This window comes from Microbacterium sp. MTN4-26, from assembly GCF_042846595.1.
Lineage (GTDB): Bacteria > Actinomycetota > Actinomycetes > Actinomycetales > Microbacteriaceae > Microbacterium > Microbacterium luteum.
In genome coordinates this window covers 112,584-138,224 of sequence record NZ_BTGO01000001.1, presented here as the reverse complement: position 1 = coordinate 138,224, position 25,641 = coordinate 112,584, and the positions used below count along the sequence as shown (strand labels likewise).

At 67.8% G+C, this 25,641-nt stretch carries 27 protein-coding genes; 18 read left to right on the top strand and 9 right to left on the bottom strand.

Annotation, left to right across the window (positions count from 1 at the left end):
• Window positions 1-5 precede the first annotated feature (5 nt).
• The 14 genes from ACGG9C_RS00730 (at window position 6) to ACGG9C_RS00665 (ending at window position 9,604) form a co-directional block, all read left to right on the top strand.
• A complete protein-coding gene (locus ACGG9C_RS00730; RefSeq protein ID WP_390178100.1) occupies window positions 6-374 on the top strand; it encodes a hypothetical protein in 369 nt (122 codons plus the stop codon).
• A complete protein-coding gene (locus tag ACGG9C_RS00725; RefSeq protein WP_390178099.1) occupies window positions 364-774 on the top strand; it encodes a hypothetical protein in 411 nt (136 codons plus the stop codon). Before ACGG9C_RS00730 ends, ACGG9C_RS00725 begins: the two co-directional genes overlap by 11 nt.
• A 13-nt stretch (window positions 775-787) precedes the next feature.
• A complete protein-coding gene (locus ACGG9C_RS00720) occupies window positions 788-1,183 on the top strand; it encodes a hypothetical protein (RefSeq protein WP_390178098.1) in 396 nt (131 codons plus the stop codon).
• Window positions 1,184-1,402: 219 nt separating this feature from the next.
• Window positions 1,403-1,681: a hypothetical protein gene (locus ACGG9C_RS00715; RefSeq protein WP_390178097.1), complete on the top strand. Its 279-nt coding sequence runs from the start codon at window positions 1,403-1,405 to the stop codon at window positions 1,679-1,681.
• Window positions 1,682-1,687: 6 nt separating this feature from the next.
• Entirely contained in the window at window positions 1,688-3,130 is a 1,443-nt protein-coding gene (locus ACGG9C_RS00710) for a hypothetical protein (protein WP_390178096.1), read from the top strand.
• Window positions 3,131-3,143: 13 nt separating this feature from the next.
• Window positions 3,144-3,503 (top strand): hypothetical protein, encoded by a 360-nt coding sequence (locus tag ACGG9C_RS00705; protein ID WP_390178095.1) that lies wholly within the window; start codon window positions 3,144-3,146, stop codon window positions 3,501-3,503.
• Window positions 3,500-5,803, top strand: a complete 2,304-nt coding sequence (locus ACGG9C_RS00700) for a hypothetical protein (RefSeq protein ID WP_390178094.1) — start codon at window positions 3,500-3,502, stop codon at window positions 5,801-5,803. Before ACGG9C_RS00705 ends, ACGG9C_RS00700 begins: the two co-directional genes overlap by 4 nt.
• Window positions 5,803-6,018, top strand: coding sequence for a hypothetical protein (locus ACGG9C_RS00695; protein ID WP_390178093.1), 216 nt, complete (start codon window positions 5,803-5,805; stop codon window positions 6,016-6,018). Before ACGG9C_RS00700 ends, ACGG9C_RS00695 begins: the two co-directional genes overlap by 1 nt.
• Window positions 6,019-6,038: 20 nt before the next feature.
• On the top strand, window positions 6,039-6,851 hold the full coding sequence (locus ACGG9C_RS00690) for a fibronectin type III domain-containing protein (RefSeq protein ID WP_390178092.1): 813 nt from the start codon (window positions 6,039-6,041) through the stop codon (window positions 6,849-6,851).
• A 19-nt stretch (window positions 6,852-6,870) separates the two neighbouring features.
• Window positions 6,871-7,089, top strand: coding sequence for a hypothetical protein (locus tag ACGG9C_RS00685; protein WP_390178091.1), 219 nt, complete (start codon window positions 6,871-6,873; stop codon window positions 7,087-7,089).
• The gene (locus tag ACGG9C_RS00680) at window positions 7,086-7,385 is read left to right on the top strand and encodes a hypothetical protein (protein ID WP_390178090.1); all 300 of its coding nucleotides are present in this window, start codon (window positions 7,086-7,088) and stop codon (window positions 7,383-7,385) included. Before ACGG9C_RS00685 ends, ACGG9C_RS00680 begins: the two co-directional genes overlap by 4 nt.
• A gap of 14 nt (window positions 7,386-7,399) precedes the next feature.
• Complete coding sequence (locus ACGG9C_RS00675) at window positions 7,400-7,744, top strand: hypothetical protein (RefSeq protein ID WP_390178089.1); 345 nt, start codon at window positions 7,400-7,402, stop codon at window positions 7,742-7,744.
• A gap of 653 nt (window positions 7,745-8,397) precedes the next feature.
• The gene (locus tag ACGG9C_RS00670) at window positions 8,398-8,796 is read left to right on the top strand and encodes a hypothetical protein (protein WP_390178088.1); all 399 of its coding nucleotides are present in this window, start codon (window positions 8,398-8,400) and stop codon (window positions 8,794-8,796) included.
• Between the two features lie 190 nt (window positions 8,797-8,986).
• The gene (locus ACGG9C_RS00665) at window positions 8,987-9,604 is read left to right on the top strand and encodes a vitamin K epoxide reductase family protein (RefSeq protein ID WP_071043320.1); all 618 of its coding nucleotides are present in this window, start codon (window positions 8,987-8,989) and stop codon (window positions 9,602-9,604) included.
• Window positions 9,605-9,667: 63 nt separating this feature from the next.
• On the opposite strand, the gene ndk is transcribed toward ACGG9C_RS00665, so the two are convergent.
• The 4 genes from ndk to ileS are packed head-to-tail and all read right to left on the bottom strand — an operon-like array spanning window position 9,668 to window position 15,157.
• Window positions 9,668-10,081 carry a nucleoside-diphosphate kinase gene (gene ndk / locus ACGG9C_RS00660; protein WP_071043319.1) on the bottom strand — a complete coding sequence of 138 codons (414 nt, stop codon included), beginning with the start codon at window positions 10,079-10,081 and terminating at the stop codon, window positions 9,668-9,670.
• Window positions 10,082-10,480 carry a DUF4233 domain-containing protein gene (locus ACGG9C_RS00655; RefSeq protein ID WP_071043398.1) on the bottom strand — a complete coding sequence of 133 codons (399 nt, stop codon included), beginning with the start codon at window positions 10,478-10,480 and terminating at the stop codon, window positions 10,082-10,084.
• Window positions 10,473-11,828, bottom strand: a complete 1,356-nt coding sequence (locus ACGG9C_RS00650) for a bifunctional folylpolyglutamate synthase/dihydrofolate synthase (protein WP_390178087.1) — start codon at window positions 11,826-11,828, stop codon at window positions 10,473-10,475. The genes ACGG9C_RS00655 and ACGG9C_RS00650 overlap by 8 nt, the downstream gene beginning before the upstream one ends.
• Window positions 11,825-15,157, bottom strand: coding sequence for an isoleucine--tRNA ligase (gene ileS / locus ACGG9C_RS00645; RefSeq protein ID WP_071043317.1), 3,333 nt, complete (start codon window positions 15,155-15,157; stop codon window positions 11,825-11,827). The genes ACGG9C_RS00650 and ileS overlap by 4 nt, the downstream gene beginning before the upstream one ends.
• 338 nt (window positions 15,158-15,495) lie before the next feature.
• Between ileS and ACGG9C_RS00640 the strand changes: the two genes are divergently transcribed.
• From ACGG9C_RS00640 to ACGG9C_RS00630, 3 genes are all read left to right on the top strand, one after another.
• A complete protein-coding gene (locus ACGG9C_RS00640) occupies window positions 15,496-16,815 on the top strand; it encodes an MFS transporter (RefSeq protein ID WP_286720662.1) in 1,320 nt (439 codons plus the stop codon).
• 119 nt (window positions 16,816-16,934) lie between these two features.
• Window positions 16,935-19,499 (top strand): valine--tRNA ligase, encoded by a 2,565-nt coding sequence (gene valS, locus ACGG9C_RS00635; protein ID WP_390178086.1) that lies wholly within the window; start codon window positions 16,935-16,937, stop codon window positions 19,497-19,499.
• Entirely contained in the window at window positions 19,499-19,747 is a 249-nt protein-coding gene (locus tag ACGG9C_RS00630; protein WP_071043314.1) for a hypothetical protein, read from the top strand. Before valS ends, ACGG9C_RS00630 begins: the two co-directional genes overlap by 1 nt.
• A gap of 35 nt (window positions 19,748-19,782) precedes the next feature.
• Here the strand turns inward: ACGG9C_RS00630 and ACGG9C_RS00625 are convergent, their stop codons facing one another.
• Both ACGG9C_RS00625 and ACGG9C_RS00620 read right to left on the bottom strand, forming a co-directional pair.
• A complete protein-coding gene (locus ACGG9C_RS00625) occupies window positions 19,783-19,992 on the bottom strand; it encodes a hypothetical protein (RefSeq protein WP_071043313.1) in 210 nt (69 codons plus the stop codon).
• Window positions 19,992-20,612, bottom strand: a complete 621-nt coding sequence (locus ACGG9C_RS00620; RefSeq protein ID WP_071043312.1) for a helix-turn-helix domain-containing protein — start codon at window positions 20,610-20,612, stop codon at window positions 19,992-19,994. The genes ACGG9C_RS00625 and ACGG9C_RS00620 overlap by 1 nt, the downstream gene beginning before the upstream one ends.
• A gap of 92 nt (window positions 20,613-20,704) precedes the next feature.
• On the opposite strand from ACGG9C_RS00620, the gene ACGG9C_RS00615 reads away from it, so the two are divergent.
• Complete coding sequence (locus ACGG9C_RS00615; RefSeq protein ID WP_390178085.1) at window positions 20,705-22,756, top strand: M3 family metallopeptidase; 2,052 nt, start codon at window positions 20,705-20,707, stop codon at window positions 22,754-22,756.
• A gap of 50 nt (window positions 22,757-22,806) precedes the next feature.
• Here ACGG9C_RS00615 and clpX read toward each other — a convergent pair whose 3' ends face one another.
• The 3 genes from clpX to ACGG9C_RS00600 form a co-directional block, all read right to left on the bottom strand.
• Window positions 22,807-24,075, bottom strand: a complete 1,269-nt coding sequence (gene clpX, locus ACGG9C_RS00610) for an ATP-dependent Clp protease ATP-binding subunit ClpX (protein ID WP_071043310.1) — start codon at window positions 24,073-24,075, stop codon at window positions 22,807-22,809.
• Window positions 24,076-24,235: 160 nt separating this feature from the next.
• On the bottom strand, window positions 24,236-24,907 hold the full coding sequence (locus tag ACGG9C_RS00605; protein ID WP_071043309.1) for an ATP-dependent Clp protease proteolytic subunit: 672 nt from the start codon (window positions 24,905-24,907) through the stop codon (window positions 24,236-24,238).
• A gap of 29 nt (window positions 24,908-24,936) precedes the next feature.
• Complete coding sequence (locus ACGG9C_RS00600; protein ID WP_071043308.1) at window positions 24,937-25,524, bottom strand: ATP-dependent Clp protease proteolytic subunit; 588 nt, start codon at window positions 25,522-25,524, stop codon at window positions 24,937-24,939.
• Between the last annotated feature and the right edge of the window lie 117 nt (window positions 25,525-25,641).

Sequence of the window (25,641 nt, the reverse complement as noted above, 5' to 3'; positions counted from 1 at the left end):
ACGCGATGACCATGTGGTTCAGCGCATCCGACGAGGACCGGCTTCTCGCCGCCTGGGAGGACGCGCCCACGGACAACGCCGAGGTGTGCGAGATGCTCCTCGACGTGGCCCGCGTGCAGGTCATTGCGTTCGCCCCGAAGCCGGACGAGGAGGACCCCACCACCCCGTGGACCCTCGAAGAGGACGAGACGTGGACCCCCGCACCCCGTCTCGTGTTCGCCCAGCTCCAGCAGGCCCGCAACCTCTGGATGGCCGCTGAAGCGAACGCATCCGGCGACATCGGCGCTGAGGGATTCAGCTTCGTGCCCCGCCCGCTCGACAAGACCATCCGCCAGATGATCCGCCCGACGACGGGAGCGCCCGATGCCTTCTAACCGCTCCCCGCTCGCCACGGTCCGCAAGACCCTGCGCGACACCATCAAGCCACTACTCCCCCAGCGGTGGCGCATCGTGCCAAGCCTGGAGGCCACGAAGACCCTCACCGTCCCGGCCGTGTACTTCGTGTTCGGGAGCGTCTCCCCCGAGGCGGACGGCCAGCGCCTCCCACCCGGCCACGTCTTCTGTGACTTCGACCTCGTACTTGTGGTCCCGCAGAAGGACACCGAGAAGGCCGAAGAAGCCGTCGATGAGGCCCTGTTGGACCTCATCCTCGCCCTCGAATGGCTCCCCGACGTCGCCTGGAACACCGCCGAGAAGATCCGCCTGGAGACCGGCCAGATTGTCTGGCGAGTTCAGGTATCCGTCCTCGCCTCAACCCCACAGCCCACCCCGTAACTAGGAGCACGCCATGCCCGAGATCGCATCCAACCCCGTCCTGAACAAGGCCACCTTCACGGTCGGCTCCAACTCGTACACGTCGCACATCCTCTCCTACGAGTGGGTGCCCAACGCACCGACTCAGGAGGTCACCGACATCGGTGGCACCGTCCACCGCTTCGCCGGTCAGGCCGGATGGACCCTCAACCTGGGCCTGTTCCAGGACTGGACCGACACCGGCCTTGCCACGATGTTCTTCGAGGACGAGGGCGAAGAGGCCACGGTGACCGTCGAGACCGCTCAGGCGTCGTTCGCCGCAACGATCACCGTCGTCGCCCCGTCCATCGGTGGCGCCGCCGCGCAGATCTCGCAGTCGAGCATCAGCCTGCCGTCGTCGAAGCCCGTCCGTACCGCGGTATCGAGCTGAGCCGTGGCCGGGTCCATCAGCCTCCTGGTGGACTCCCCTCTCCGCGACCTGGCATTCGCTCTGAGGGAGGTCCCCTCGGAGACGAAACGACAGATCTCGCGGCGCACTAAGCCGGTCGCGGACGAGGTGTGGTTCGACGAGCTGAGAAGCCGAGCTTCGACGCGCCTGCAACAGCGGGCCCTCGTGGACTCGCGGCAAGTCTCGGCCACTTCTCGAAACGTGTTCCTCCGGTCCGGAGGCCGGGGCACGCTCAGCTCCGGCACCCCGGTCTCCGTCGTCGCGGCAGGTGCCGAGTTCGGCATGAACCCGTCCCGTCCTGTCACTCAGCGCTCCCGGAAGGGCAACGAGTACACGCGCAAGATCGGCCCCGTCTTCCTCGCTCCGCGCCGTCAGGGGTACGTGGTCTTCGAGTCCGGCAAGGCCTCGATCTCCCGTGTCGCCTCCCTGTGGATCCAGACCGCGGCGCGCACCCTCTACGACGCCGCCGAAGGGAGTTGATCAACCATGGCCAGAAAGTACGAGATCGCTATCGCCAGCGAGACCGGCGCGTTCGAGAAGGGCATCAAGTCCGGCGTCATCGAACCGCTAGAGGACGCCGAAAAGGCCCTCGAAGATCTCGGCGACGCCAACGTCGGCCGAGACATCGACCGCGACCTGAAGATCGCTGAGCGCGCGACGAAGGACCTGAAAGACGAGACGAAGGACACCGCCGAGGCCATCGAGCGACACTTCCGCCAGTCCTACAAGAAGGTCCAGGACGACAGTCGTCAGACCACGAACCGGATGAAGGAGGGCTTCGACGAAGCCGCGGACGAAGCGGGCCAGTCCGGACGTGAAGCCGCCGCCTCCTTCTCGGGCGAGTTCGACGACGTCGCCGACTTCGTGCAGGAGACCCTCGCCAACGCCCTCTCCGGCTTCGGCCCCATCGGAGCCGCCGCGGGTATCGCTCTCGCCACCATCATGGGCACCGTCCTGTCCCAGGCCGCACTGGCCCAGGAGCGGCTGGCAGAGGCCCGTGAGCGGGCCGTGGACCTCGCGTCGGTCATGTACGAGAACGGCGGCGAGCTTCCGATGTCGGAGCGCGTGGACGACCTCATCGAGCTTCTCGGCTCCGAACGTCTCGCCCGTAACCCCATCGAGGCGCTGGCGAATGACTTCATCGATCTCGGTACGAACATCGACCAGGTCAAGGACGCCGCCCGTGCCGCCGAGACGCCGGTCGAGAAGCTCATCTCGGGCCTGTCCGGCGCCAACCTCCGCGACACCCAAGACGCCCTGGATGCGGTCAACGATGCCCTGGAGAAGATGAAGGAGGAGTCCTCCGACGTCAACCTCGACGACTGGGCCAAGCGCAAGGACACTCTCACCGCGATGCGCGGCGAGCTGGAGAAGACCGTTGAGCAGTCGGAGCTTGCCAACGAGCTGTACAACTCGACGAAGTTCCTCAACTCCGAGCGCATCGAGGCTCTCGCCGAGTCCTGGCAGAACGCCGCCGTGGACGCCGAGAACTACTTCACGGTCACCGAAGAGGGAGCCTCTGAGTTCGACCTTGAGAAGTATCTTCGCGACTCCGAGGCCGTCGAGAAGGCGAACGCGTACGTGCGCGACAACCTGGAGTTGCTCCCGCCCGAGGTCGCCGCCGAAGCCGCCCGTGTCGCCGAAGAGGCGGGACCGCAAGCCGCCCAGGGCTACATCGAGTCCTATCTCGGAGCTGACGCCGCCAATCGTGGCCGGATCATCGACGCCGCCCGCCGCAACGGTACCGCCGCGGGTAAGACGCAGGGCTCCGCGATGAACGACGCCGTGCAGAACGCCCTTCGACGCAACTTCGAGGTGCCCGTTCGCCTGCGCCTGAACACCTCCGAGTACGACAACTGGACCCCGGCTCGGAAGACGGCCTACGTCAACATGCGCATCAACCAGCCCGGCTACCAGCAGTTCGTGTGAGGAGGGGATCACCATGGCACACACCATCAGCGCCGCCAACGGAAGCGGCACCACCAGCCCGCTCGCCATCGACGGCTACGCGCCCTCGCGCACCTCCCGAAACGTCATCCACGACCTGCTGGACGGCTCCATCGGCGTCTCCTACATCGCCCCTCGCCCCCGCTCCGGCACGCTCCGCCTGACCTACCGCACGCTCCCCGAGGCCTTCGCCGCGTTCACTCTGCACGGCGAAGAGACCTCGTTCACGCTCACCTCGACCGTGTCGCAGGTCGGCATGAGCTACGCCCTCGACGGGGAGCTGAGCATGCCAACGCTGGACCCGCGCAGTGGCATGTACGTCATCGAGGTCGGGTATCAGGAGCTGACCGCATGAGCTTCGAGAACCGACCCCGCGCCTCCGCCCTCTATGACGCCGAATCCCTCGACGTCTCGCAGGGCAGTGTCGCGCTTGACTCCGGCTGGGCCCCATACGGGCAGGCCTCCATCACCGTGCCCCTGGCCACCCCGGAGCTGGCCGAGGAGCTGGACCCGTACGAAAACCAGCGCGTCGAGCTGACGACCTCCGTCACCGGCTCGTGGGCCGAGACCCCTGCGACGTACTCCGCCTGGACTGAGACTCGCCGAAACCTCTTCCGGTCGCCGCGTGGGACCACCACCAGCTCTGTGCACTGGGGCCAGGGCTCCGGCTCCTACTCCCTGCGCACCGACATGGAAGGCGACATCCCCACCGCCATCCGGTGGACGCGAGTGTCCACCAGCGCGGGTCGCATCTCGATGCTCGTTGGCTCGACGATGCCGAACGCAGGCCAGGACGTCCATGTCTCCCTCACCGTGCGAGCCTCAGCCGCGCTCACAGGTGTCTCCGTGGTGACCCGCCCTACCTCCACGTCCAGCACCGGCCAGACGACGCTGGAGACCATCGACATCCCGGCTGGCCTCTCGATCATCGACGTCTCCGGACCGACCTTCACGGCGAGCACCTCGACCGGCTCCGGAGTGGCGCTCATCTTCCCCTCCGGTGGCACGACCGGCGTGACGCTCGACGTGACCGGCGTACTCGTGGAGCTGGCCGCCACGGCGGGCGACTACTTCGACGGCGAGAGCATCGACCAGGAGCTGGAGCGCTACTCGTGGGCAACCACGGCCAACGCCTCCGCGTCGATTCTCGAAACGAGATCCATCCTCACCCCAGCCACCCAGACGTGGGTCCCCGCAGGTGATCGCACCTTCGATCTCGTCATGACGGACCGCACCGTCGACCACGCCGCCCGTGAGGTCCGCATTGACCTGGCCACCGATGAGGCCATCCTTCAGCGCTGGGCAGACGTCACCGACGACAGCACCCCACGCACCCACGAGGCATCCGTCCGCTCACTCGTGAACTACGTGTTGGGCAAGTGCATCCCCGGCGCCGCCCTCGAAGCTGGCACCACCGACGCGGACATCACCGCCACCTGGAGCGCCGCGAACGAATGGCCGGACCCGGTTGTCGGCACCGGGACAGTCGGCGACTTCGGCACCGGCACCACCGCGACTGGGCTGACGATTGGCTCTGGATCGACGCCGTTCGCTGGCCCGCACTACATCGTGTACCGCCGCAACGGTTCGTCGGCGGGCTGGGCCTTCTCCGGTGCCACCACAAAGTTCCCCGTCACGCCGGGGCGGCTCTATACCTTCAGCTATCACGCGATGCCCGTGGTCACCCGGAATCACCGCGCCACCATCGATTTCTACGACGCCAACGACCGCCGCATCCGCCGCGATGAAAGCGCCAGCTTCTCGTGCAACCCCTCCAATGGCTGGAGCCGCGTCCACCAGACCTCCGTTGCGCCGACAAGCGCGCAGTACGCCATCGTCAACACGCTCTTCTACTACGACGGGTCCGACGACACCGCTACCCGCATCGACGGATTCATGTGGAACGAGGGAGTGCTGGAGGATTTCTTCTACGGGGGCACCCCGGACACGAGCCTCTACGTTTACGACTGGGCTGGCGATGCCAATGCCTCCGCATCGACCCGTACGCCCATCGTCGAGCGCGCCCCCGAACTCTTCCGCTGGGAGGCGGGCACCAACGCGTGGGAGTTCCTCGCACCGCTGACGGCCGCCGCGGGCCTTCGCCTGTTCTGCGACGAACAGCGCCGCTGGTACCTCATCGACCCGCAGGAGTACGTCCTGCCCGGGCGCATCGTCTCCCAAGTGTCGAACACCACCGAGGGAACCGACGCCATCGGCGCACTGTCGGGCCTCTACGCAACCGGCGTCGTGGTCGTCTACCGCTGGACCGATGAGAACGGCGTGACCCAGCGTCGCGTGGACCACGCAGGCACCGGGCCGAACGTCGTCCGCGTCGAGCTGGACCGCCCCTACCCCGGACCCGGTGCCGCTCAGGCGCGCCTGAACAAGCTCGCAGGTCAGGGCCGCACGCAGGACGTCACCGTCGCCACCGACTACGCGGCCACCCCCGGCATGGAAATCGGCATTTCCCTGCCCGGAACCTTCGACCAGGTCGGCCGCATTCGTCGCGTCGCCTGGCGCCTTGACGAAGGCCTCATGGACATCGAGTCCTCCGGCCTCACCGAGGTCACGCCCGGCTCGTGGCTCGCCGTCGACCCCGCTCTGGAGTGGGACGACACCCCAACCACCGACACCGAATGGGAGGACTGGACCTAATGGCTATCGGAGACGCCGCCGCGGCGGCAGGCATGGAGACCGTGCCCGACACGGGCGAGAACGGGAAGGTCAAGTACGGCGCCCGCGAGATCAACCGCACCCGGGATGAGATCGCCAACCGCGCCAAGCGCGACTCGCCCACCATCGCCGTCCACGTGGGCTCCACCGCACCGGCAAGCCCGGTCGTGGGGCACCTGTGGTTCCAGCCGATCTAACCCGAAGGAGGAGGTGACCCATGGCTAGCGGCACCGCGCGCGACGACTACTCGGGTCGCCCGCAGTACGAGCTGATCCTGTCCGTCTCGACGCACTCGACCGACTCTGGGAACAACCGTTCCCGCTACAACTGGCGGCTCTACGCGCGCTCGAAGAGCGGGTACGGCTCCTTCGCGTACGACTCGCACCCGTGGGCCGTCAACGTCGAAGGGTCCTACTACAGCGGCTCCCACGACCTCCGCTTCACCGATGGCGGCGACTACAGCGGCAAGGAGATCACCCTAGGCTCCGGCACCACCGGCTGGAAGGGTCACAACGGCGACGGCAACCTGACCGTCACTATCGTCGCGGACCACTCCACCAGCTCCGTCTTCGGCAGTGCCCAGACGCCCACGGTGAACTTCTCCGCGGACCGCATCAAGGAAGCCCCGGGCAAGGCGGGCACCCCGTCCGTCTCCAACATCGGGCCCGTGTCGGCCACCTTCTCGTGGGGCTCCGCCTCCCGAGGTCACGCCAACATCACGAATTACCAGTTCCAAATCTCGACGAACTCGAACTTCTCCGGTGCGACCACCGTCAACAACGGCACCAGCCGGTCCCTCACGCGCTCGAACCTCACCCCCGGAGACACGTATTACACGCGCGTCCGTGCGCAGTCCAGCGACGGCTCCGGCTCGTGGTCCTCCACGCGCTCCTTCGACACCCTCAGCGGTGGCCGCGCCTTCATCGACGGCGTCTGGAAGGACTGCCGCACCCGCATGTGGACCGGCTCCGCGTGGGTGTACGTGCGAGCCCGCCGATGGAACGGCACGAGCTGGACCGACGTCCGATAACCCCTACCCGGAGAACACCATGAAGAAGTTCCTGACCCCCGCTATCCGCCGCTACGTGTACGGCGTGTGCATCGCCGCCGTGCCCGTGCTCATCTACTTCGACCTCCTGCCCGCCGACGCGGCACCGGTCATCCTCCCGCTCGTGCTGGCCATCCTGAACGTCCAGGACGACCCCAGCGCCACCGTGACCGTCTACCAGGGCCACGAGTCCCCGGACTACGACGGGAGGGGCGCATGAGCACCGACGACCCCATCATGCAGACCCGGCTAGACGTGGCCGAGATGAAGGGCATGCTGACCCAGCTCGTGTCCTCCCACGCCGAGCGCCTTCACCAGTCCGAGACCCGCCACGACTCCGCCGAACAACGCCTCAACGAGAAGGGCAAGCAGATTGCCCGCCTCGATGAGCGCGTCAACGACCTCGAAGACGACAACTCCGCCCGGTGGGGACGCGTGACCGGCGTGCTCTCGCTCATCATCAGCGGGGTTGTCGGCCTCGTCGCCATCTTCAACGCCCTCCGCATCGGCGGCTGACCCTAGGAGAAGCCATGACTACCGCATCCGAACCCATCCGCTGGGACCGAATGGTCTACGTCGGAACTGATCACGAGTGGACCCAGCGTCGTGTGGACGCCGAGGGCTCGCCCATCATCCCGACCGAAGCTCAGGCCCAGCTTCGCAACCGACACGGCGGCACGCTCTGGACCGAGTGCATCACCGAGATCGATGACGTGGACGGCTGGGTCACCGTCCGCATTCCCGCGAGCGCTACGGCCACCGACGCATGGAGCAAGCGTGAGCGTGGCGTGTGGGACCTCGAAGTCGTCGTCGGCGGGAAGCGCCTGCGATGGGCCGAGGGAGCCGTGACTGTGAGCCAGGAGGTAACGAAGTGAGCCGCATCGAAGTCAAGGTGACCGAGACGGAAGTCGTCGAGGTCGCAGTACCCGGCGCCACCGGCCCCGCGGGCCCGTCTGGCCCTACCGGGCCGAAGGGTGACCCTGGAGACCCTGGAGGCCCTCCTGGCCCGGAAGGACCGCAAGGCCCCATCGGAGCCACCGGCCCTGCCGGGGCGACCGGCCCTGCCGGACCGAAGGGTGACAAGGGAGACACCGGCTCAGTCGGCCCGACCGGGCCACAGGGCGCCACCGGTCCTGAGGGTCCCCGAGGGCTTACGGGGCTCACCGGAGCCGCATCCACCATCCCCGGACCGACCGGGCCTCAGGGGCCTTCTGGAGCCCCCGGGCCTCAGGGTCCTGCCGGTGCTGACTCGACCGTTCCAGGTCCCACCGGACCAGCCGGACCGAAGGGTGACAAGGGCAACAAGGGTGACACCGGAGACGCGGGAGCGACCGGCGCGACGGGACCCACCGGTCCACAAGGCGAAGTTGGGCCGCAGGGGCCTGCCGGTGCAGACGGCGAGGCCGGGGCTCAGGGCCCCACAGGTCCCCAGGGACCCCAGGGACCCCAGGGAGAAGCAGGGCCAGAAGGCCCTCAGGGACCCCAGGGAGAGCCAGGAGCCGGTGGGACAAGCACTTACGTGTCCCGTGTGTCGACGGCCAGCCAGAGCGCCGCAGGCGGCACGAAGATCCTGTTCCAGTCGCCGGAGATCACCATCGATCCCGACAGTGTCTTCAGCTACAGCTCGGGCGAGTTCACGGTGAACGAAGCCGGATACGTCGACTTCCGCGTCCAGGCCACCGTGTACAACTCCGTGGCGACAGTGTGGATCGACGTGTATCGGCGACGGGGCGGAACGAGCACGGTCATCCGCACAGCAACCGCCTACCTGGCGAATTCGTCGGCGTACGACTCCATCATCGCGTCGGCCAAGGTGCAGGTGCTCTCTGGTGACGTGCTGTACTTCGCGATCTCATCGAGCGGTGGCACGCCTGCGACGGCTGTGGGAGGCAACCAGACCAACGTGTGGCTCACGCACCAGGTCTGAGGTGGCCTAATTTCGGCCTAAAACTCGCCGCCTTCGGGTACTCTCATCCGCAGGAGGACGGCGCTATTTCCAGAAATAGCGACCACCGAAAGCCAAAACGATCATTATCGCACTTTCGCTCCGATAATGCGCGACCGCGGCCGCAGTCGGTCCACAGCAGACCCATAGCGGACGATGAGAGGGTCGCCGTATGGCTTCGCCCTTGTCGCACACCCGCCCGACCGGCCTGGCGATCTGGCTGATCATCGCGGGGGTGATCGGGTGGTTCGCCGCCTTCAACCTCACGGTCGAGAAGATCGAGCGACTGGCGGACCCGAGCGCGTCGGCGTCGTGCGACTTCAGCGTGCTGGTGCAGTGCAGCGCGAATCTCGACTCCTGGCAGGGCAGCGTCTTCGGCTTCTCCAACCCGATCCTCGGCCTCACCGGGTGGGTCGCACCGATCGTCGTCGGCGCGGCGATCCTCGCCGGAGCACGCTTCGCGCGTTGGTTCTGGTGGTGCTTCTGGGCGGGCATGGCGTTCGCGTTCGGGTTCGTCGTCTGGCTGATCGCGCAGAGCATCTTCGACCTCGGCACGCTGTGCCCGTGGTGCATGGTGACCTGGGCGGTGACGATCCCGTCCTTCTACGCGGTGACGACCCACCTGCTGCGGTCAGGCGTGGTGCCGGTTCCTGCGCGCGTGCGCAAGGCCGCCGCAGGCCTCATGGCCTGGGTGCCGCTGATGGCGATCCTCAGCTATGCGGTCGTCGTGCTGCTGGCACAGGTGCAGCTGAACGCCCTTCCGAACATCTTCCAGACGATCTTCGGCTGAGCTGCAGCGCGAAGGCGCCGATCCCCAGGGGGATGCGGCGCCTTCGTCGGGCTGAGGAGAGGGTCAGAACCAGATGGCGAGTTCGCGGGCCGCCGACTCGGGGCTGTCAGACCCGTGCACGAGGTTCTGCTGCACCTTCAGGCCCCAGTCGCGGCCGAGGTCGCCGCGGATCGTGCCGGGTGCAGCCGTGGTCGGGTCGGTTGTTCCCGCGAGCGAGCGGAACCCTTCGATGACCCGGTTGCCGGCGACCCGGATGGCCACGGAGGGGCCCGACATCATGAACTCGAGCAGCGGCTCGTAGAAGGGCTTGCCCTCATGCTCGGCGTAATGGCGCTCGAGACGCTCGCGCTCGGGCTCGACCAGGCGCAGGTCGACCAGCGCGTAACCCTTCGCTTCGATCCGGGCGAGGATCACGCCGGTGAGACCGCGGGCGACGCCGTCGGGCTTGACGAGGACGAGGGTTTCTTCGGTGGCCATTCAGTCTCCGTTCGTGGGGTCCGCGTCTGCGGCACGCGAGGCGTTCCGGCGGTCCAGCGCCGCCCCCTTGATGGTCGCATACGCCCACATCGCTCCGAAAATGAGACCGACCAGCACCAGCGCGGGAACGAGGAATCCGCCGAGGACGACGACGACCTGGAGGGCCCACCCCAGCACGATCCCGGCACGGTACCGCAGCAGACCAGCGGTGACGACCATCGCCAGTGCGACGACCGTGCCGCCGACGATCCCCCACCACGGCGGGATCGACCCCGGGAGGGCGCGCAGTCCGAACACGACCAGTCCACCGAGGAAGACGATGATCGATTCGAATCCGAGCACCACCGCCCCGAGCGACTCGGCCGCTCCTCTCGAACGCCTCACTCGGGGCTCACGCATCGGCGCCACCGCGCTTCCATCCCTCGGCGACCGATACCGCGATCGCTTCGCCGGCGAGCACCACCGAGCCCGCGATGACCACCGCACGCTGAGCGGACTCGACCGCCCAGGCCCGGGCTTCGTCGGCGGCGGTCGGAAGATCACCGTGCACGGTGACGTCCAACCCCGCGGCCTCCGCGAGATCGGCCAGGGCGTCTGGGTCACCGGCGCGGTCCGAGGCGGGTGCGGTGACGAAGACGCGCGTGGCGATCGGCGCGAGGGCCGCGACGATGCCGGCGGCATCCTTGTCGGCGAGCACGCCGAGCACCACGCCCCACTCCTCGAACGCGAAGGACTCCCGCAGCGCAGTGGCCAGCGCTGCGGCGCCGTGAGGGTTGTGGGCCGCGTCGACGAGCACGGTCGGCGCGGTGCCGAGCAGCTGCAGCCGGCCCGGAGAGGTGACGACGGTCAGCGCCTCGGCGAGCACGTCCTCCGCGATCGCGCGTCCGCCGGCACCGAGAAGCATCTCGACGGCGGCGATCGCCAGAGCGGCGTTTCGCCCCTGATGCGACCCGTACACCGGCAGGTAGGCCCCTTCGTAGCGTCCCGCGAGTCCCTGCACGGTCAGCTGCTGGCCACCGACGGCGAGCCGAGCCTCGGTCAGGGCGAACTCACGACCCTCGAACGCGACCCTGGCACCGCGCGCGGTGGCCGTGGCGCGGATGACCGCCTCCACCTCGGTGTCCTGCCGTGCCGAGACCACCAGCGCGCCGTCCTTCACGATCCCGGCCTTCACGGTCGCGATCTCGGCCGGGGTCTTGCCGAGGCGGTCGGCGTGGTCCATGCCCACCGGTGTGAGCACCGCCACATCGCCATCGGCGGTGTTCGTGGAGTCCCACGAACCCCCCATGCCGACTTCGACGACCGCCACGTCGACGGGGGCATCGGCGAACGCGACGAACGCGAGCACCGTCAGGAGCTCGAAGAACGTCAGCGGGTCCTCCCCCTCGGCGACGAGTTCGGCATCGATCATCCCCACGAAGGGATCGATCTCGTCCCAGGCGTCGGCGACGGCCGCGTCGTCTATCGGCTCACCGTCGACCAGGATGCGCTCGGTGAAGCGGTCGAGGTGGGGACTCGTGAACAGGCCGGTGCGAAGCCCGTGCGCACGCACGAGCGCCTCGATCATGCGGGCTGTCGAGGTCTTTCCGTTCGTGCCCGTGATGTGCACCACGCGATAGGTGCGCTGCGGATTGTCGAGCAGGTCGAGCACCCGCTGAGTGCGCTCGATCCGCGGCTGCACCCATCGCTCACCGGCGCGGTCCAGAAGCGCCGCGTAGACGGCGTCGGCTCTCTCGCGATCGGTCATCGAATCGCCTCCATCCGGGAAACGCGGACCGTGACGACGCCGGCGTTCGCGTAGGTGCCCGCAGTCACGGTGGTCTCGAACTCCATCGACGATCCGGTCGCGGTGTCCCCGAGGACGTGCTCACGGGCGAGCGTCTCGCCGGCGACGTCCGCGATCTCGAACGCCGACTCCACCTTGGCCAGATCGCCCGCGTCGGCGAACAGCAGCTCCAGGCGGATGCGGTCGCTCACCTCGAATCCTGCCGCCTTGCGGGTCTCCTGAACGGCCCTGATCATGTCGCGGGCCAGTCCCTCCGCCTCCAGCTCGGGGGTCGTGACGGTGTCCAGCAGGACGAAGCCGCCGTCGGCAAGCAGCGAGATGGCCACGCCCTCGGCGACGCCTCCCGCCTCCAGCGTGAGGTCGTACTCGCCGCTTTCGAGCGCGATGCCGTCCACGATCACCGCGCCGTCGATCTCCTCCCAGACGCCGGCTCTGGCGCCGGCGATCACGTGCTGAACGCGTTTGCCCAGTCGCGGGCCGGCGGCTCGGGCGTTCACGCTCAGCCGGCGGCTGATGCCGTACCGCTCGGCGACGGCCTCGTCGAGCTCGATCAGTTCGACGGCCTTGACGTTCAGCTCCTCGCGCAGAATCGCCTCGAACGGCACCAGCGCGGCGGCGTCTCGCACGACGACCGTCAGCGCCGCGAGCGGCAGCCGCACGCGAAGCCCCTCGCGCTTTCGCAGGGCGTTCGCTGCGCTCGAGACCTCGCGCACGGCATCCATCGCCGAGCGGATGTCGGACGCCGGGGCGAAGGCCGAGGCATCCGGCCAGTCCTGCAGATGCACGCTGCGTCCGCCGGTCACGCCCTTCCAGACGTGCTCCGACACCAGCGGCAGCAGGGGCGCCGCAACCCGCGCGAGGGTCTCGAGCACCGTGTACAGCGTGTCGAAGGCGTCTCTGCTGGCGGGATCGTCGGTCACGCCCACCCAGAACCGGTCCCTCGAGCGGCGGATGTACCAGTTGGTCAGCACTTCGGCGAAGTCACGCAGGCGCGCGGCGGCCGTCGTGGAGTCCAGTCCCTCGAGATCGTCGGCGACGCCGCGCACCAGGTCGCCCGTGAGCGCCAGGATGTATCGGTCGAGCACATCGGTGCTGTCGGTGCGCCACGTCGCCTCGTATCCGCGTACCCCGCTCGCGTTGGCGTAGGTGGCGAAGAAGTACCAGGAGTTCCACAGCGGCAGGAGGAACTCCCTGACCCCCGCACGGATGCCCTCCTCGGTCACGACCAGGTTCCCGCCGCGCAGCACCGGACTCGACATCAGGAACCAGCGCATGGCGTCCGAACCGTCGCGGTCGAAGACCTCGCTCACATCGGGGTAGTTCCGCAGCGACTTCGACATCTTCTGCCCGTCGCTGCCCAGCACGATGCCGTGACAGGAGACTCCGGTGAAGGCAGGGCGGTCGAAGAGGGCGGTCGAGAGCACGTGCATGACATAGAACCAGCCGCGCGTCTGCCCGATGTACTCGACGATGAAGTCGGCGGGCGAGTGCTCGTCGAACCAGGCCTGGTTCTCGAACGGATAGTGCACCTGCGCATACGGCATCGAGCCGCTGTCGAACCAGACGTCGAGCACGTCCTCGATGCGCCGCATCGTCGAGCGGCCCGTGGGATCGTCGGGGTTCGGGCGGGTGAGCTCGTCGATGTACGGCCGGTGCAGGTCGACCTCGCCCGACTCGTTGCACGGGAGCTCGCCGAAGTCCCGCTCGAGCTCCGCGAGTGAGCCGTACACGTCCACGCGCGGGTGCTCGGGGTCGTCGCTCCGCCAGACCGGGATCGGCGTCCCCCAGTAGCGGTTCCGGCTGATCGACCAGTCGCGTGCTCCGTCGAGCCACTTGCCGAACTGCCCGTGCTGCACGTTCTCGGGCACCCACGCGATCTGCTCGTTGCCGGCCAGGAGACGGTCCTTGATGTCGGTCACGCGCACGAACCAGCTGGAGACCGCCTTGTAGATCAGCGGATTCCGACAGCGCCAGCAGTGCGGATACGAATGCTCGTAGCTCGCCTCCCGAAGGATGCGGCCGGCCTGTCGCAGCAGACGGATGAGTGGCCGGTTGGCGTCCATCCACAACTCGCCCGCAACGTCGGAGACCTGCGGCAGGAATCGCCCACCGTCGTCGAGGCTCATGACGAGGGGGATCCCGGCGGCCGCGGTCACACGCTGATCGTCCTCGCCGTACGCGGGCGCCTGATGGACGATCCCCGTGCCGTCGCCGGTCGAGACGTAGTCGTCGACGAGGATGCGCCAGGCATCGCGCGTGCCCCACGCGTCGGTGTCGGCGTAGTAGTCGAAGAGGCGATCGTAGGAGACGTCGGCCAGGTCGGCGCCGAGGAAGGTCTCCGTCACCGCCTCGCGGGCCTCCTCGGGTGACGCGTAGCCGAGGTCCTTCGCGTATCCGGCCAGCAGGTCCTCGGCCAGCAGGTAGCGGTGCGCCGTGGCCTCCACCGGGTCGTCATCCCGGTGCACGTCCGCGGCACCGGCGGGACCGGCCGGCAGCACGGCGTACCTGATGTCGGGTCCGACCGCGAGCGCGAAGTTGGTCGGGAGGGTCCACGGCGTCGTCGTCCAGGCGAGGGCTCGCACGCCGGTCAGGCCCAGGGCCTCGGCCTTGGCCCCGACGAGCGGGAAGGTGACGGTCACCGACGGGTCCTGCCGCATCTTGTACACGTCATCGTCCATGCGCAGCTCGTGCGCCGACAGCGGCGTCTCGTCGCGCCAGCAGTACGGCAGCACGCGGTGCCCCTCGTAGGCCATCTCGCGGTCGTGGAGGGTCTTGAAGGCCCAGAGCACCGATTCCATATAGCCGGTGTCGAGGGTCTTGTAGCCGCGCTCGAAGTCGACCCAGCGCGCTTGGCGCGTGACGTAGTCCTCCCACTCGCGGGTGTACGCCAGCACCGACGAGCGCGCCTTCTCGTTGAACGTGGCGATGCCCATCGCCTCGATCTCGCTCTTCTCGGTGATGCCGAGCTGCTTCATCGCCTCGAGTTCCGCGGGCAGCCCGTGGGTGTCCCATCCGAAGACGCGGTCGACCTTCTTGCCGCGCATGGTCTGGAAGCGCGGGAAGAGATCCTTGGCGTAGCCGGTGAGGAGGTGACCGTAGTGAGGCAGTCCGTTGGCGAAGGGCGGGCCGTCGTAGAAGACCCACTCCGGCGCACCGTCGCGCTGTGCGATCGAGGCCCGGAAGGTGTCGTCTTCGGCCCAGAAGGCGAGGGTCTGCTGTTCCAGGTCGGGGAAACGCGGGCTCGGCTGCACGTCGGCGGCCGGGCCGAAGGAGGATCGGGGGTAGGTCATCGCACTCTCGCAGGTTCTCGTCCTGCGGGGACGATCCACCCGTCGGGAGAACCGCGGTACCACCCCGCGTGCCGCTCGACCCGCGTGTCGCGGGCCGGGGCCACTCTCACAGCGGCTGTGACGGGCCTGACCCGCTCGGTTCTAGTGATCCCGCCGCACGATCGAGAGCGGACGACGGAACGTTCTTCCGAGGACTCCCCGGTGATGGCCGGATCGATGTCTGTCCGGACATTCTACGCGCGGATCGGCGACCCGCGACCATCGCGGGGTGAACCCTCCCGACGCCGGTCTTCTTCGCCCGATGCCGCCTTTCTGGACTCGTGCCACAATTGACGCTCGTGACATCCTCCCCCGCATCCACAGCTCCGACCTCCACTCCGCGCCGCGTGGCGTGGGCCTCGATGGTCGGCACGTCGCTCGAATCGTTCGACTTCTACGTCTTCGCGTACTTCTCCGCCTTCTTCCTCGGCCCGCTCTTCTTCTCGCCGCTCGGCGAGTTCGGGTCGACGCTCACGTCGTTCCTGACGATCGCGCTCGCGTTCGTCGTGCGCCCCATCGGCGCGGTGCTCTTCGGCTACATGGGCGATCGCCTGGGGCGGCGCGCGACTCTGCTGTGGACCATCGGCATCATGGGCGTCGCGACGGGCCTCATAGGGATGCTGCCCACCTACGCGCAGGCCGGCTGGCTGGGCGCTGCTCTCCTCATCGCGCTCCGCATCGCACAGGGCCTGTCGCTCGGCGGCGAGTGGGGCGGATCCATCCTCATCGCGACCGAACACTCCTCCCCCGTGCGTCGCGCGTTCTTCGCGGCCATCCCGCAGCTCGGCTCACCGGTCGGGTCCATCCTCTCCGCCACCGTGTACATCGTGATGACTCAGGTGCTCAGCGCCGAGGATCTCGCAGCGTGGGGCTGGCGCATCCCGTTCCTGCTGGCCATACCGCTCCTCGCCGTCTCGCTCTACCTGCGTCTGACGATCACCGAGACGCCGGTCTTCCGCGACGTCGTCGCCGAGGGCCGCCGCGACCGGGTGCCGTTCGTGACGATGTTCGCCCGGCGTCCGCTCGCGATCGTGGTCGCCATCGGCGCGGCACTGCTCGGCATCGGCTCCTACTCGCTGATGAACACGTACACGGTCAACTACGGGGTCGCCCAGCTCGGATTCGCCTACCAGGACCTCCTGGTCGCCACGACCATCGGCGGTCTGCTGCAACTGGTCACGATCCCCCTCTTCGGGTGGTGGTCCACCCGCATCGGGTCCGCCCGTGTGGTGATGTGGGGCGCACTCGGCACGCTTCTGATCACGTTCCCGATGTACTTCCTGCTGCAGTTCGCCACCTTCCCGATCCTCGTGGGCACGATGATCATCGGCGGCATCCTGCCGACGATGGCGTGGGCGGCACTCGGCGGACTCATGAACGACCTCTTCCCCGATCACTTCCGCTACTCGGCTCTCTCGCTGTCGTACGCCATCGCCGCGACCGTGAGCGGATTCGTGCCCGCGCTCACCCTCGCCCTGGGCGAGGCCACCGCCTATGCGTGGTGGCACCCCGGGATCGTCCTGGCGATCATGTCGGCCATCACGCTGCTCGCGGCATGGGTCGCGGCCCGGATGCCGACGGCGGCGCACGTCGCGGCTCCCGAGCCCGTTCAGGTGTGACTCGACCTCAGCGGGGGTGACCCGGCCTCAGCGAGGGGCCGTCCTGCGTCGGTAGACTGTGCCCACCCGCACATTCAGGCACGCTCACACAGTGCCGCCCATACCGCGCAAGGAGCACCATGGCCGAGATCCCCGACAAGCCCGCCCTCGAAGGTCTCGAAGACAAGTGGGATGTCGCATGGAACGCCGCGGGAACGTACCGGTTCGACCGCGCGCGGGCCGCGGTTGCCGGACGCGGCGGGGTGTACTCGATCGACACACCCCCGCCGACGGCGTCGGGAAGCCTCCACATCGGCCACGTCTTCAGCTTCACGCACACCGATATCAAGGCGCGATACGAGCGGATGCGAGGCAAGGCCGTGTTCTATCCGATGGGCTGGGACGACAACGGCCTGCCCACCGAGCGCCGCGTGCAGAACTACTACGGCGTGCGGTGCGATCCCTCCCTCCCCTATGACGCGTCGTTTACGCCGCCGTTCGAGGGGACGACGAAGACGATCAAGCCCGCCGACCAGGTGCCGGTCAGCCGCCGGAACTTCATCGAGCTCTGCGAGCGTCTCACCGTCGAAGACGAGAAGCAGTTCGAAGCGGTGTTCCGCCAGCTCGGACTGAGCGTGGACTGGGATCAGACCTATCGCACGATCAGCGACGACACGATCCGCACCAGCCAGCTGGCGTTCCTGCGCAACATCGAGCGCGGCGAGGCCTATCAGGCGCTCGCACCCACGCTGTGGGATGTCGACTTCCGCTCCGCGATCGCGCAGGCCGAGCTCGAGGACCGCGATCAGCAGGCGTCCTACCATCGCATCGCCTTCCACAAGAGCGACGGGTCGGGCGACGTGCACATCGAGACCACGCGCCCGGAGCTGCTGCCCGCGTGCGTGGCGCTGGTCGCACATCCGGATGACGAGCGCTACCGGCCGCTGTTCGGCTCGACGGTGCGCACCCCGCTGTTCGACGTCGAGGTCCCCGTCCTGCCCCATCCGCTCGCACAGCCCGACAAGGGCTCCGGCATCGCCATGATCTGCACCTTCGGAGATGTCACCGACATCATCTGGTGGCGGGAACTCGACCTTCCGAACCGCACGATCCTGGGCAAGGACGGACGCCTGGTCGCAGAGGCCCCGGATGTCATCGTCTCCGACCGCGGCACCGCGGCCTACGCTGAGCTTGCCGGCAAGACCGTCTTCAGCGCGAAGAAGGTCGTCGTCGAGCAGCTCGAGGCCAGCGGCGAGCTCATGTCGGTGTCCGCACCGTTCACCCATCCGGTGAAGTTCTTCGAGAAGGGCGACCGCCCCCTCGAGATCGTGTCGACGCGGCAGTGGTACATCCGCAACGGCGCGCGCGACGAGAGTCTCCGGGAGCGCCTGATCGCCTTCGGTCGCGAGATGTCGTGGCATCCCGACTTCATGCGCGTCCGCTACGAGAACTGGACCGGTGGACTCACCGGGGACTGGCTCGTCTCACGTCAGCGCTTCTTCGGCGTGCCGATCCCGGTGTGGTACGGGCTCGACGCCGAGGGCGAACGCGACTACTCGCGTGTGCTCACCCCCGACCCGCAGAGCCTGCCGGTGGATCCGACCATCGACGTGCCCGCCGGCTTCACCGAGGACCAGCGCGGGATGCCGGGGGGATTCGACGCCGAGCGCGACATCTTCGACACCTGGGCGACGTCTTCTCTCACCCCGCAGCTCGTGGGCGGCTGGGAGCGGGATCACGGGCTGTGGGACCTCGTCTCGCCCTTCGACCTCCGACCGCAGGGCCAGGACATCATCCGTACCTGGTTGTTCTCCACGATGCTCCGAAGCGTGCTCGAGGACGACCGTGCGCCGTGGACCGATGCCGCCATCTCGGGCTTCATCGTCGACCCCGACCGCAAGAAGATGTCCAAGTCGAAGGGCAACGTGGTCACACCTGCCGACATCCTTTCGCGGCATGGTTCGGATGCGGTGCGATACTGGGCGGCTTCGAGTCGTCTCGGCGCCGACGCCGCCTTCGATCCGCAGAACCCGACGCAGGTGAAGATCGGCCGGCGCCTCGCGATCAAGATCCTGAACGCCGCGAAATTCGTCCTGTCCTTCCCTGTTCCCGACGGCGCGCAGATCACCCACGCCCTCGACGCCTCGATGCTCGCCACTCTCGACGTCGTCGTCGCCGAGGCCACGCGCGCCCTCGACGCCTACGACCACGCGCGGGCGCTGGAGGTCACCGAGTCGTTCTTCTGGACCTTCTGCGACGACTACCTCGAGCTGGTCAAGGAGCGCGCCTACGACCGCACCGACGTCGGGCAGCCTTCCGCCGCGCTTGCCCTCCGCACCGCCCTGTCGACGTTGCTGCGCCTTCTCGCCCCGGTCGTGTCGTTCGCGACGGAGGAGGCGTGGTCGTGGTTCGAGGATGGATCCATCCACACCTCGGCGTGGCCCGAGACCGGCGACGGCGACGGCGACCCGGCGGTGCTCGCAGCGGTCGGCGCCGCACTCATCGGCATCCGCCGAGCGAAGACCGAGGCCAAGGCGTCGCAGAAGACTCCGGTCACCCGCCTTGTTCTGGGGGCGCCTGCCGACCGGCTCGAGGCCCTGCGCCTGGCGGAGGGCGACCTGAAGGCTGTGGGACGGATCGAGGATCTGACCTATGTGGAAGCGGCCGAGACCACGGTCGTCGAGATCGAGCTCAGGGAGGTCTGATGAGACTCGGAACACGATGGACCTCGGGAGAAGAACCGCCGGAGGCGGTCCCCGAGAGCCTGCGCGAGGGAATCGCGGGTGTGGATGCCACCATCCCCGTCGACGTCCTCGGCGCGCCGAGACCACGATGGACGCTGACATGGCTCGAGGGCAAGCCGATCGCCGAGCTGGCCAACGGCGTGCTCGTCGAGCTCGACGAAGAGGGCAACGCCGTGGTGCGCCACGCGTCGGACGACGAGTCGCCCTGAGGCGCTCACCCGCCTGACGCGAGCGCTCACCACGCTCACCCGGGCGGGATGACGACGCCCGCGGACGCCTGAGCGCGGGCACGGAGATCGTGATGACGCGATTCGATGGCCGCCGCGAAAGCGGCACGTTGCCGTCGCGCGATGCGCGCGGCCACGAGGGCGGCCAGGCGACGCGAGAAGCTCAGGAGCACACGATCGACCGCGGTCGGTGCGGACGCGTGCGAGACCTCGACGAGAGTGGTCATCACGATTCCTTCAGATCGGTGAGCGGGAAGAGGTCGGCACGGATGGAGACCGGTCGGACGCCCTCGCCGACCTGATCGCGATGGCGCTCCACGGCGTCATCGATCAGCTCCATGATCCGGTGCGACAGGTCTCGCAGCTGCTCGGGCGTCAGACGAGCCGTGGCCGTGGAGACCATCGCTCCGTCCGCCCAGGCATCCTCCAGCGCGTCATCGGGCTTCATCACGAAGTCGATCAGCCGCTCCTGCCGGTGGCGGAAGAACTCGCTCATCACCAGCTGCGTCGCGGACCGCTCGGAGGGCGAGGTGGCCCCTGCGGGGTTGGTGAACGACACTCCCCCGATCGGTCGTTCCCACCACCGTTCGCGCGCCGATCCACGGTCGACGCACTCGCGGATGAGGTCGTGCTTCGCGAGCGCCCGCAGGTGATAGCTCGTCGAACCGGTGGACTCGCCGAGGTGTTCCGCGAGCGTACTGGCGGTCTGCGGACCGTACTGGCTCAGAATGTCGTAGATCCGCACCCGGAGAGGATGCGCGAGAGCTCGGAGAGCACCGGCCTCGAGCACCCGATCGTTGCTGTGATGCGCCGGTGACCGGGTGACATCGGCCCTCTTGTCGTCCATGGCTCGAGCATAAAACCACAAAGACTTCTTTGCAAGCGTTGCTTTGCAAAGACATCTTTGCTGAAGAAGCGCTCGCCGAATAGGGTGGATGAATGGTCCACGAGAATCCTCTGCTCTCCCCGTCCACGCTCCCCTATCGCCTGCCGGACTACGCACGAATTCGACCCGAGCACTACCTCCCCGCGTTCGAGCGGGCTTTCACGGAGCACCTGCGGGAGATCGAGCAGATCGCGACCTCCGCAGCACCCCCGACCTTCGAGAACACCGTCGTGGCTCTCGAAGAGTCGGGACGCATGCTCGAAGACGTCGCTCACGCGTTCTACACCGTGGCATCAGCCGATGCGACGGCGCCCATCCAGCAGGTCGACGAGCAGTTGGCGCCGCTGATGGCCGCCCACGAGGACGCGGTGCGCCTCGATGCGCGCCTCTACGCGCGCGTGCGCGCCGTGCACGACCAGCTCGACACGCTGACGCTGAGCGAGGAGGATCGCTACCTCGTGGAGCGACACCATCGGGAGATGGCGCACGCGGGCGCGGCGCTCGACGCAGACGACAAGGCGCGGCTGTCGGAACTGAATCGGCGCCTGTCGGTTCTCACCACGACCTTCGAGAAGAACCTCCTGGCCGACACGAACGAGCTCGCCGTGGTCTTCGAGGATGCAGCCGACCTGGACGGGCTGTCCGAGGGTGAACTCTCCGCTGCGGCCGAAGCCGCCCGAGGACGCGGCCTCGACGGCGCGTACGTGGTGACGCTCACTCTCTTCACCGGCCACCCCTATCTGTCGTCGTTGACGAACCGCCGCGCGAGGGAGCGGATCATGGCCGCGTCACGCAGCCGCGGTTCCCGCGGCGGAACGCACGACAACCGAGGCGTCCTGCGCGACATCGTGCGACTGCGCGCCGAGCGCGCAGCACTGCTGGGCTACCCGTCGCATGCCGCCTACATCACCGCCGACCAGACGGCCGGTTCCCCCGAAGCGGTCGAAGAGATGCTCCGCCGGCTCGCCGTCCCCGCGGCCCGGAACGCCGCGGCAGAGTATGCGGCGCTCCAGGAGATCGCCGACCGTTCCGCCTCACCCCACCAGATCGCCGCACACGACTGGGCGTTCTACACCGAGAAGGTGCGCGCCGCGCGATACGACCTCGATCGAGCCGCCCTGCGGCCCTGGTTCGAGGCGGAGCGGGTGCTGAAGGGGGGCGTCTTCCGTGCAGCTGACGCCCTGTACGGTCTGTCCTTCCGGGAGCGCGACGACCTGGTCGCCTACCACCCCGATGCGCGCGTGTTCGAGGTGTTCGACGCCGACGGATCCGCGCTGGGTCTCTTCGTGCTCGACCTCTACACTCGCGACAGCAAACGCGGGGGCGCATGGATGAATCCGATCGTCTCCCAGTCCGCGATGCGCGGGACGCATCCGGTCGTCGTCAACAACCTCAACGTCTCCAAGCCTGCAGCCGGCAGTCCGACTCTCCTCACCCTCGATGAGGTGACGACGCTCTTCCACGAGTTCGGCCACGCCCTTCACGGCCTGCTGGCCACCGTGACCTACCCGCACTTCGCTGGGACCAACGTCTTCCGCGACTTCGTCGAGTTCCCGAGTCAGGTCAACGAGATGTGGATCTACTGGCCGGACGTGCTCGCGGCGTACGCACGTCACATCGACACCGGCGAGCCGCTCCCCGCGGAGATCGTCCGACGCCTTCATGACTCCGAGGCGTTCAATCAAGGCTTCGAGACCAGCGAATATCTCGCGGCAGCCTGGCTCGACCAGGCCTGGCATCGATTGAGCAGCGGCGAGGTCGACGCCGAGATCGACGTCGCGGAGTTCGAGGCCGCCGCTCTTGCCGATATCGGACTCGACCACCCCGCGGTTCCCACCCGGTATTCGTCCGCGTACTTCGCGCACATCTTCTCGGGAGGCTACAGCGCCGGCTACTACTCGTACATCTGGAGCGAGGTGCTCGACGCGGACACGGTCGAATGGTTCCGCGAGAACTGCGGCCTGACCCGGGCGAACGGCGAACGGTTCCGCGCCCGCCTCCTGGGCGTCGGTGGGTCCAAGGACCCGCTCGAGGCCTACCGGGACTTCCGCGGCCGGGACGCCGAGATCACGCCGCTCCTGGCGCGCCGAGGCCTCACCGCCTGATACGCGCGAGGACCCCACCGTTGCCGGTGGGGTCCTCGCGTCACGGAAGGTCAGGCGCTCTTGCGCTTCTCCCGCATGACGAGGGTGGGGGCCGCACCCTTCTCCACCGCGTCACGGGTCACGATGACCTTCTCCACGTTGTCGGCGGAGGGGATCTCGAACATGATCGGGCCCAGCACGTCTTCGAGGATCGCGCGCAGACCGCGCGCACCGGTCTTTCGCTCGACGGCGAGTTCGGCGATGGCCTCCAGCGAAGCGCGATCGAACTCGAGGGAGACGCCATCGAGCTCGAACATGCGCTCGTACTGCTTCACGAGTGCGTTCTTCGGTGCCGTCAGGATCTCCATGAGCGCCTCGCGATCAAGCGGCGAGACGGCCGCGACCACCGGGAGGCGACCGATGAACTCGGGAATGAGACCGAACTTGTGGAGATCCTCCGGGCGCACCTCCGAGAAGAGGTTCAGGTCGTCGCCCTTCGTGTGAAGCGGCGCGCCGAAGCCGACGCCGTGCTTGCCCACGCGCGAGGAGATGATGTCCTCGAGTCCGGCGAACGCCCCCGCCACGATGAACAACACGTTCGTCGTGTCGATCTGGATGAACTCCTGGTGCGGGTGCTTGCGGCCGCCCTGCGGCGGGACGGACGCGACGGTGCCCTCCAGGATCTTCAGCAGCGCCTGCTGCACGCCCTCGCCCGAGACGTCGCGGGTGATGGACGGATTCTCGGCCTTGCGGGCGACCTTGTCGACCTCGTCGATGTAGATGATCCCGGTCTCGGCCCGCTTGGTGTCGAAGTCCGCCGCCTGCAGGAGCTTCAGCAGGATGTTCTCGACGTCTTCGCCGACGTAGCCGGCCTCGGTGAGCGCGGTCGCGTCCGCGACGGCGAACGGCACGTTCAGCCGCTTCGCGAGGGTCTGTGCGAGGTAGGTCTTGCCGCATCCGGTCGGACCGAGGAGCAGGATGTTGCTCTTCGCGATCTCGACCTCTTCGGCGCGCTGCTCGGCGGACTGGATGGTGCCGTGCGCGCGCACGCGCTTGTAGTGGTTGTAGACGGCGACGGACAGGGCGCGCTTGGCGTCCTCCTGCCCGACGACGTACTCCTCCAGGAACGCGAAGATCTCGCGCGGCTTGGGGAGATCGAAGTCGGCGACCTCGCCCGAGGACGATTCGGCCATGCGCTCTTCGATGATCTCGTTGCACAGCTCGACGCACTCGTCGCAGATGTAGACGCCGGGACCGGCGATCAGCTGCTGCACCTGCTTCTGGCTCTTGCCGCAGAAGGAGCACTTGAACAGGTCGGCGCTCTCTCCGATGCGTGCCATCCGGCTCCTCCTCAAACAGCGGGCCTCAGCCCCGGGTGTCCTTCGAGCCTAACCGTAGTCTGTGACATCGGTGGGAATTGCGACGGCGAATGTGCCGGAGACACCGAACGGACGACGCCCCGCCTCCCATCGGGGGCGGGGCGTCATCAGGACCGTCGCGTCAGGACGTGATCGCGGCGGGTGTGCGCTTGCGCGTGGTGAGCACCTGGTCGACGACTCCATACTCCAGCGCCTCGGAGGCGGAGAGGATCTTGTCGCGGTCGATGTCCTTGTTCACCTGCTCCGCCGTGCGGTTGGTGTGTCGGGCCATCGTCTCCTCGAGCCAGGTGCGCATGCGGAGGATCTCCGCGGCCTGGATCTCGATGTCGGATGCCTGCCCGTGGCCGGCCTCCCCCACTGCGGGCTGGTGCATCAGGATGCGCGCGTTGGGAAGAGCGAGACGCTTGCCCGGAGCGCCCGCTGCCAGCAGGACCGACGCGGCGGAGGCCGCCTGTCCGAGCACGACCGTCTGGATCTCCGGCGAGACGTACTGCATCGTGTCGTAGATCGCCGTCATCGCGGTGAAGGATCCGCCCGGCGAGTTGATGTACATGATGATGTCGCGGTCGGGATCCTGGCTCTCGAGAACCAGGAGCTGCGCCATGACGTCGTCGGCGGACGCGTCGTCGACCTGCACGCCGAGGAAGATCACGCGATCTTCGAACAGCTTGTTGTAGGGATCCTGTCGCTTGTAACCGTAGGCGGTGCGCTCCTCGAACTGCGGGAGCACGTAGCGACTACCGGGCATCTGCAGACCGGACGGGGCGGGGACGCCGTGTGTCGGGGTGTACATGTGCGGTTCTCTCTCTTTCGCCTGCGGACTCAGCTCGCGGTCCCGCCGCCGCCGGAGACGTCGGCGGCGTGCTCGCGGATGTGGTCGACGAACCCGTACTCCAGCGCCTCCGCAGCGGTGAACCACCGGTCCCGGTCGCCGTCGGCATTGACCTGCTCGACGCTCTTGCCGGTCTGCGAAGCGGTGATCTCCGCCAGGCGCTTCTTCATGTCGAGGATGAGCTGCGCCTGCGTCTGGATGTCGCTCGCGGTTCCGCCGAAGCCGCCGTGAGGCTGGTGCAGGAGGACGCGGGCGTTCGGTGTGATGTAGCGCTTGCCCTTCGTCCCGCTGGTCAGCAGGAGCTGCCCCATCGAGGCGGCCATGCCGATGCCGACGGTGACGATGTCGTTCGGCACGAACTGCATCGTGTCGTAGATCGCCATGCCCGCGGTGATCGAGCCACCGGGCGAGTTGATGTAGAGGTAGATGTCCTTCTCGGGGTCTTCGGCGGCGAGAAGGAGGATCTTCGCGCAGATCTCATTCGCGTTCTCGTCACGCACCTCCGACCCGAGCCAGATGATGCGGTCTCTCAGCAGCTTGTCGAAGACGCTCGTCGCGACAAGGGGTTCAGCGGCCATGTGTGCTCCTGATTCCTTGGGTCTGAGTCGAATCTACCGGCGCCCACTCGGCGCACCGCGCGTGTTCGCCGTGGGCAGATCGATCAGCGGACCGGACGACAAAGGGCGGATGCCGCA

Excerpts from the sequence above, each read along its gene's own strand:
- ACGG9C_RS00710 (WP_390178096.1), top strand. The coding sequence starts at position 1,688 with ATGGCCAGAAAGTACGAGATCGCTATCGCCAGCGAGACCGGCGCGTTC.
- ACGG9C_RS00615 (WP_390178085.1), top strand. The coding sequence starts at position 20,705 with ATGGTCCACGAGAATCCTCTGCTCTCCCCGTCCACGCTCCCCTATCGC.
- ACGG9C_RS00605 (WP_071043309.1), bottom strand. The coding sequence starts at position 24,907 with ATGTACACCCCGACACACGGCGTCCCCGCCCCGTCCGGTCTGCAGATG.
- ACGG9C_RS00625 (WP_071043313.1), bottom strand. The coding sequence starts at position 19,992 with ATGACCACTCTCGTCGAGGTCTCGCACGCGTCCGCACCGACCGCGGTC.
- ACGG9C_RS00695 (WP_390178093.1), top strand. The coding sequence starts at position 5,803 with ATGGCTATCGGAGACGCCGCCGCGGCGGCAGGCATGGAGACCGTGCCC.
- ACGG9C_RS00730 (WP_390178100.1), top strand. The coding sequence starts at position 6 with ATGACCATGTGGTTCAGCGCATCCGACGAGGACCGGCTTCTCGCCGCC.
- ACGG9C_RS00655 (WP_071043398.1), bottom strand. The coding sequence starts at position 10,480 with ATGCGTGAGCCCCGAGTGAGGCGTTCGAGAGGAGCGGCCGAGTCGCTC.
- clpX (WP_071043310.1), bottom strand. The coding sequence starts at position 24,075 with ATGGCACGCATCGGAGAGAGCGCCGACCTGTTCAAGTGCTCCTTCTGC.
- ACGG9C_RS00725 (WP_390178099.1), top strand. The coding sequence starts at position 364 with ATGCCTTCTAACCGCTCCCCGCTCGCCACGGTCCGCAAGACCCTGCGC.
- ACGG9C_RS00675 (WP_390178089.1), top strand. The coding sequence starts at position 7,400 with ATGACTACCGCATCCGAACCCATCCGCTGGGACCGAATGGTCTACGTC.
- ACGG9C_RS00705 (WP_390178095.1), top strand. The coding sequence starts at position 3,144 with ATGGCACACACCATCAGCGCCGCCAACGGAAGCGGCACCACCAGCCCG.
- ileS (WP_071043317.1), bottom strand. The coding sequence starts at position 15,157 with ATGACCTACCCCCGATCCTCCTTCGGCCCGGCCGCCGACGTGCAGCCG.
- ACGG9C_RS00600 (WP_071043308.1), bottom strand. The coding sequence starts at position 25,524 with ATGGCCGCTGAACCCCTTGTCGCGACGAGCGTCTTCGACAAGCTGCTG.
- ACGG9C_RS00650 (WP_390178087.1), bottom strand. The coding sequence starts at position 11,828 with ATGACCGATCGCGAGAGAGCCGACGCCGTCTACGCGGCGCTTCTGGAC.
- ACGG9C_RS00700 (WP_390178094.1), top strand. The coding sequence starts at position 3,500 with ATGAGCTTCGAGAACCGACCCCGCGCCTCCGCCCTCTATGACGCCGAA.
- valS (WP_390178086.1), top strand. The coding sequence starts at position 16,935 with ATGGCCGAGATCCCCGACAAGCCCGCCCTCGAAGGTCTCGAAGACAAG.
- ACGG9C_RS00685 (WP_390178091.1), top strand. The coding sequence starts at position 6,871 with ATGAAGAAGTTCCTGACCCCCGCTATCCGCCGCTACGTGTACGGCGTG.
- ACGG9C_RS00690 (WP_390178092.1), top strand. The coding sequence starts at position 6,039 with ATGGCTAGCGGCACCGCGCGCGACGACTACTCGGGTCGCCCGCAGTAC.
- ACGG9C_RS00680 (WP_390178090.1), top strand. The coding sequence starts at position 7,086 with ATGAGCACCGACGACCCCATCATGCAGACCCGGCTAGACGTGGCCGAG.
- ACGG9C_RS00665 (WP_071043320.1), top strand. The coding sequence starts at position 8,987 with ATGGCTTCGCCCTTGTCGCACACCCGCCCGACCGGCCTGGCGATCTGG.
- ACGG9C_RS00630 (WP_071043314.1), top strand. The coding sequence starts at position 19,499 with ATGAGACTCGGAACACGATGGACCTCGGGAGAAGAACCGCCGGAGGCG.
- ACGG9C_RS00620 (WP_071043312.1), bottom strand. The coding sequence starts at position 20,612 with ATGGACGACAAGAGGGCCGATGTCACCCGGTCACCGGCGCATCACAGC.
- ACGG9C_RS00720 (WP_390178098.1), top strand. The coding sequence starts at position 788 with ATGCCCGAGATCGCATCCAACCCCGTCCTGAACAAGGCCACCTTCACG.
- ndk (WP_071043319.1), bottom strand. The coding sequence starts at position 10,081 with ATGGCCACCGAAGAAACCCTCGTCCTCGTCAAGCCCGACGGCGTCGCC.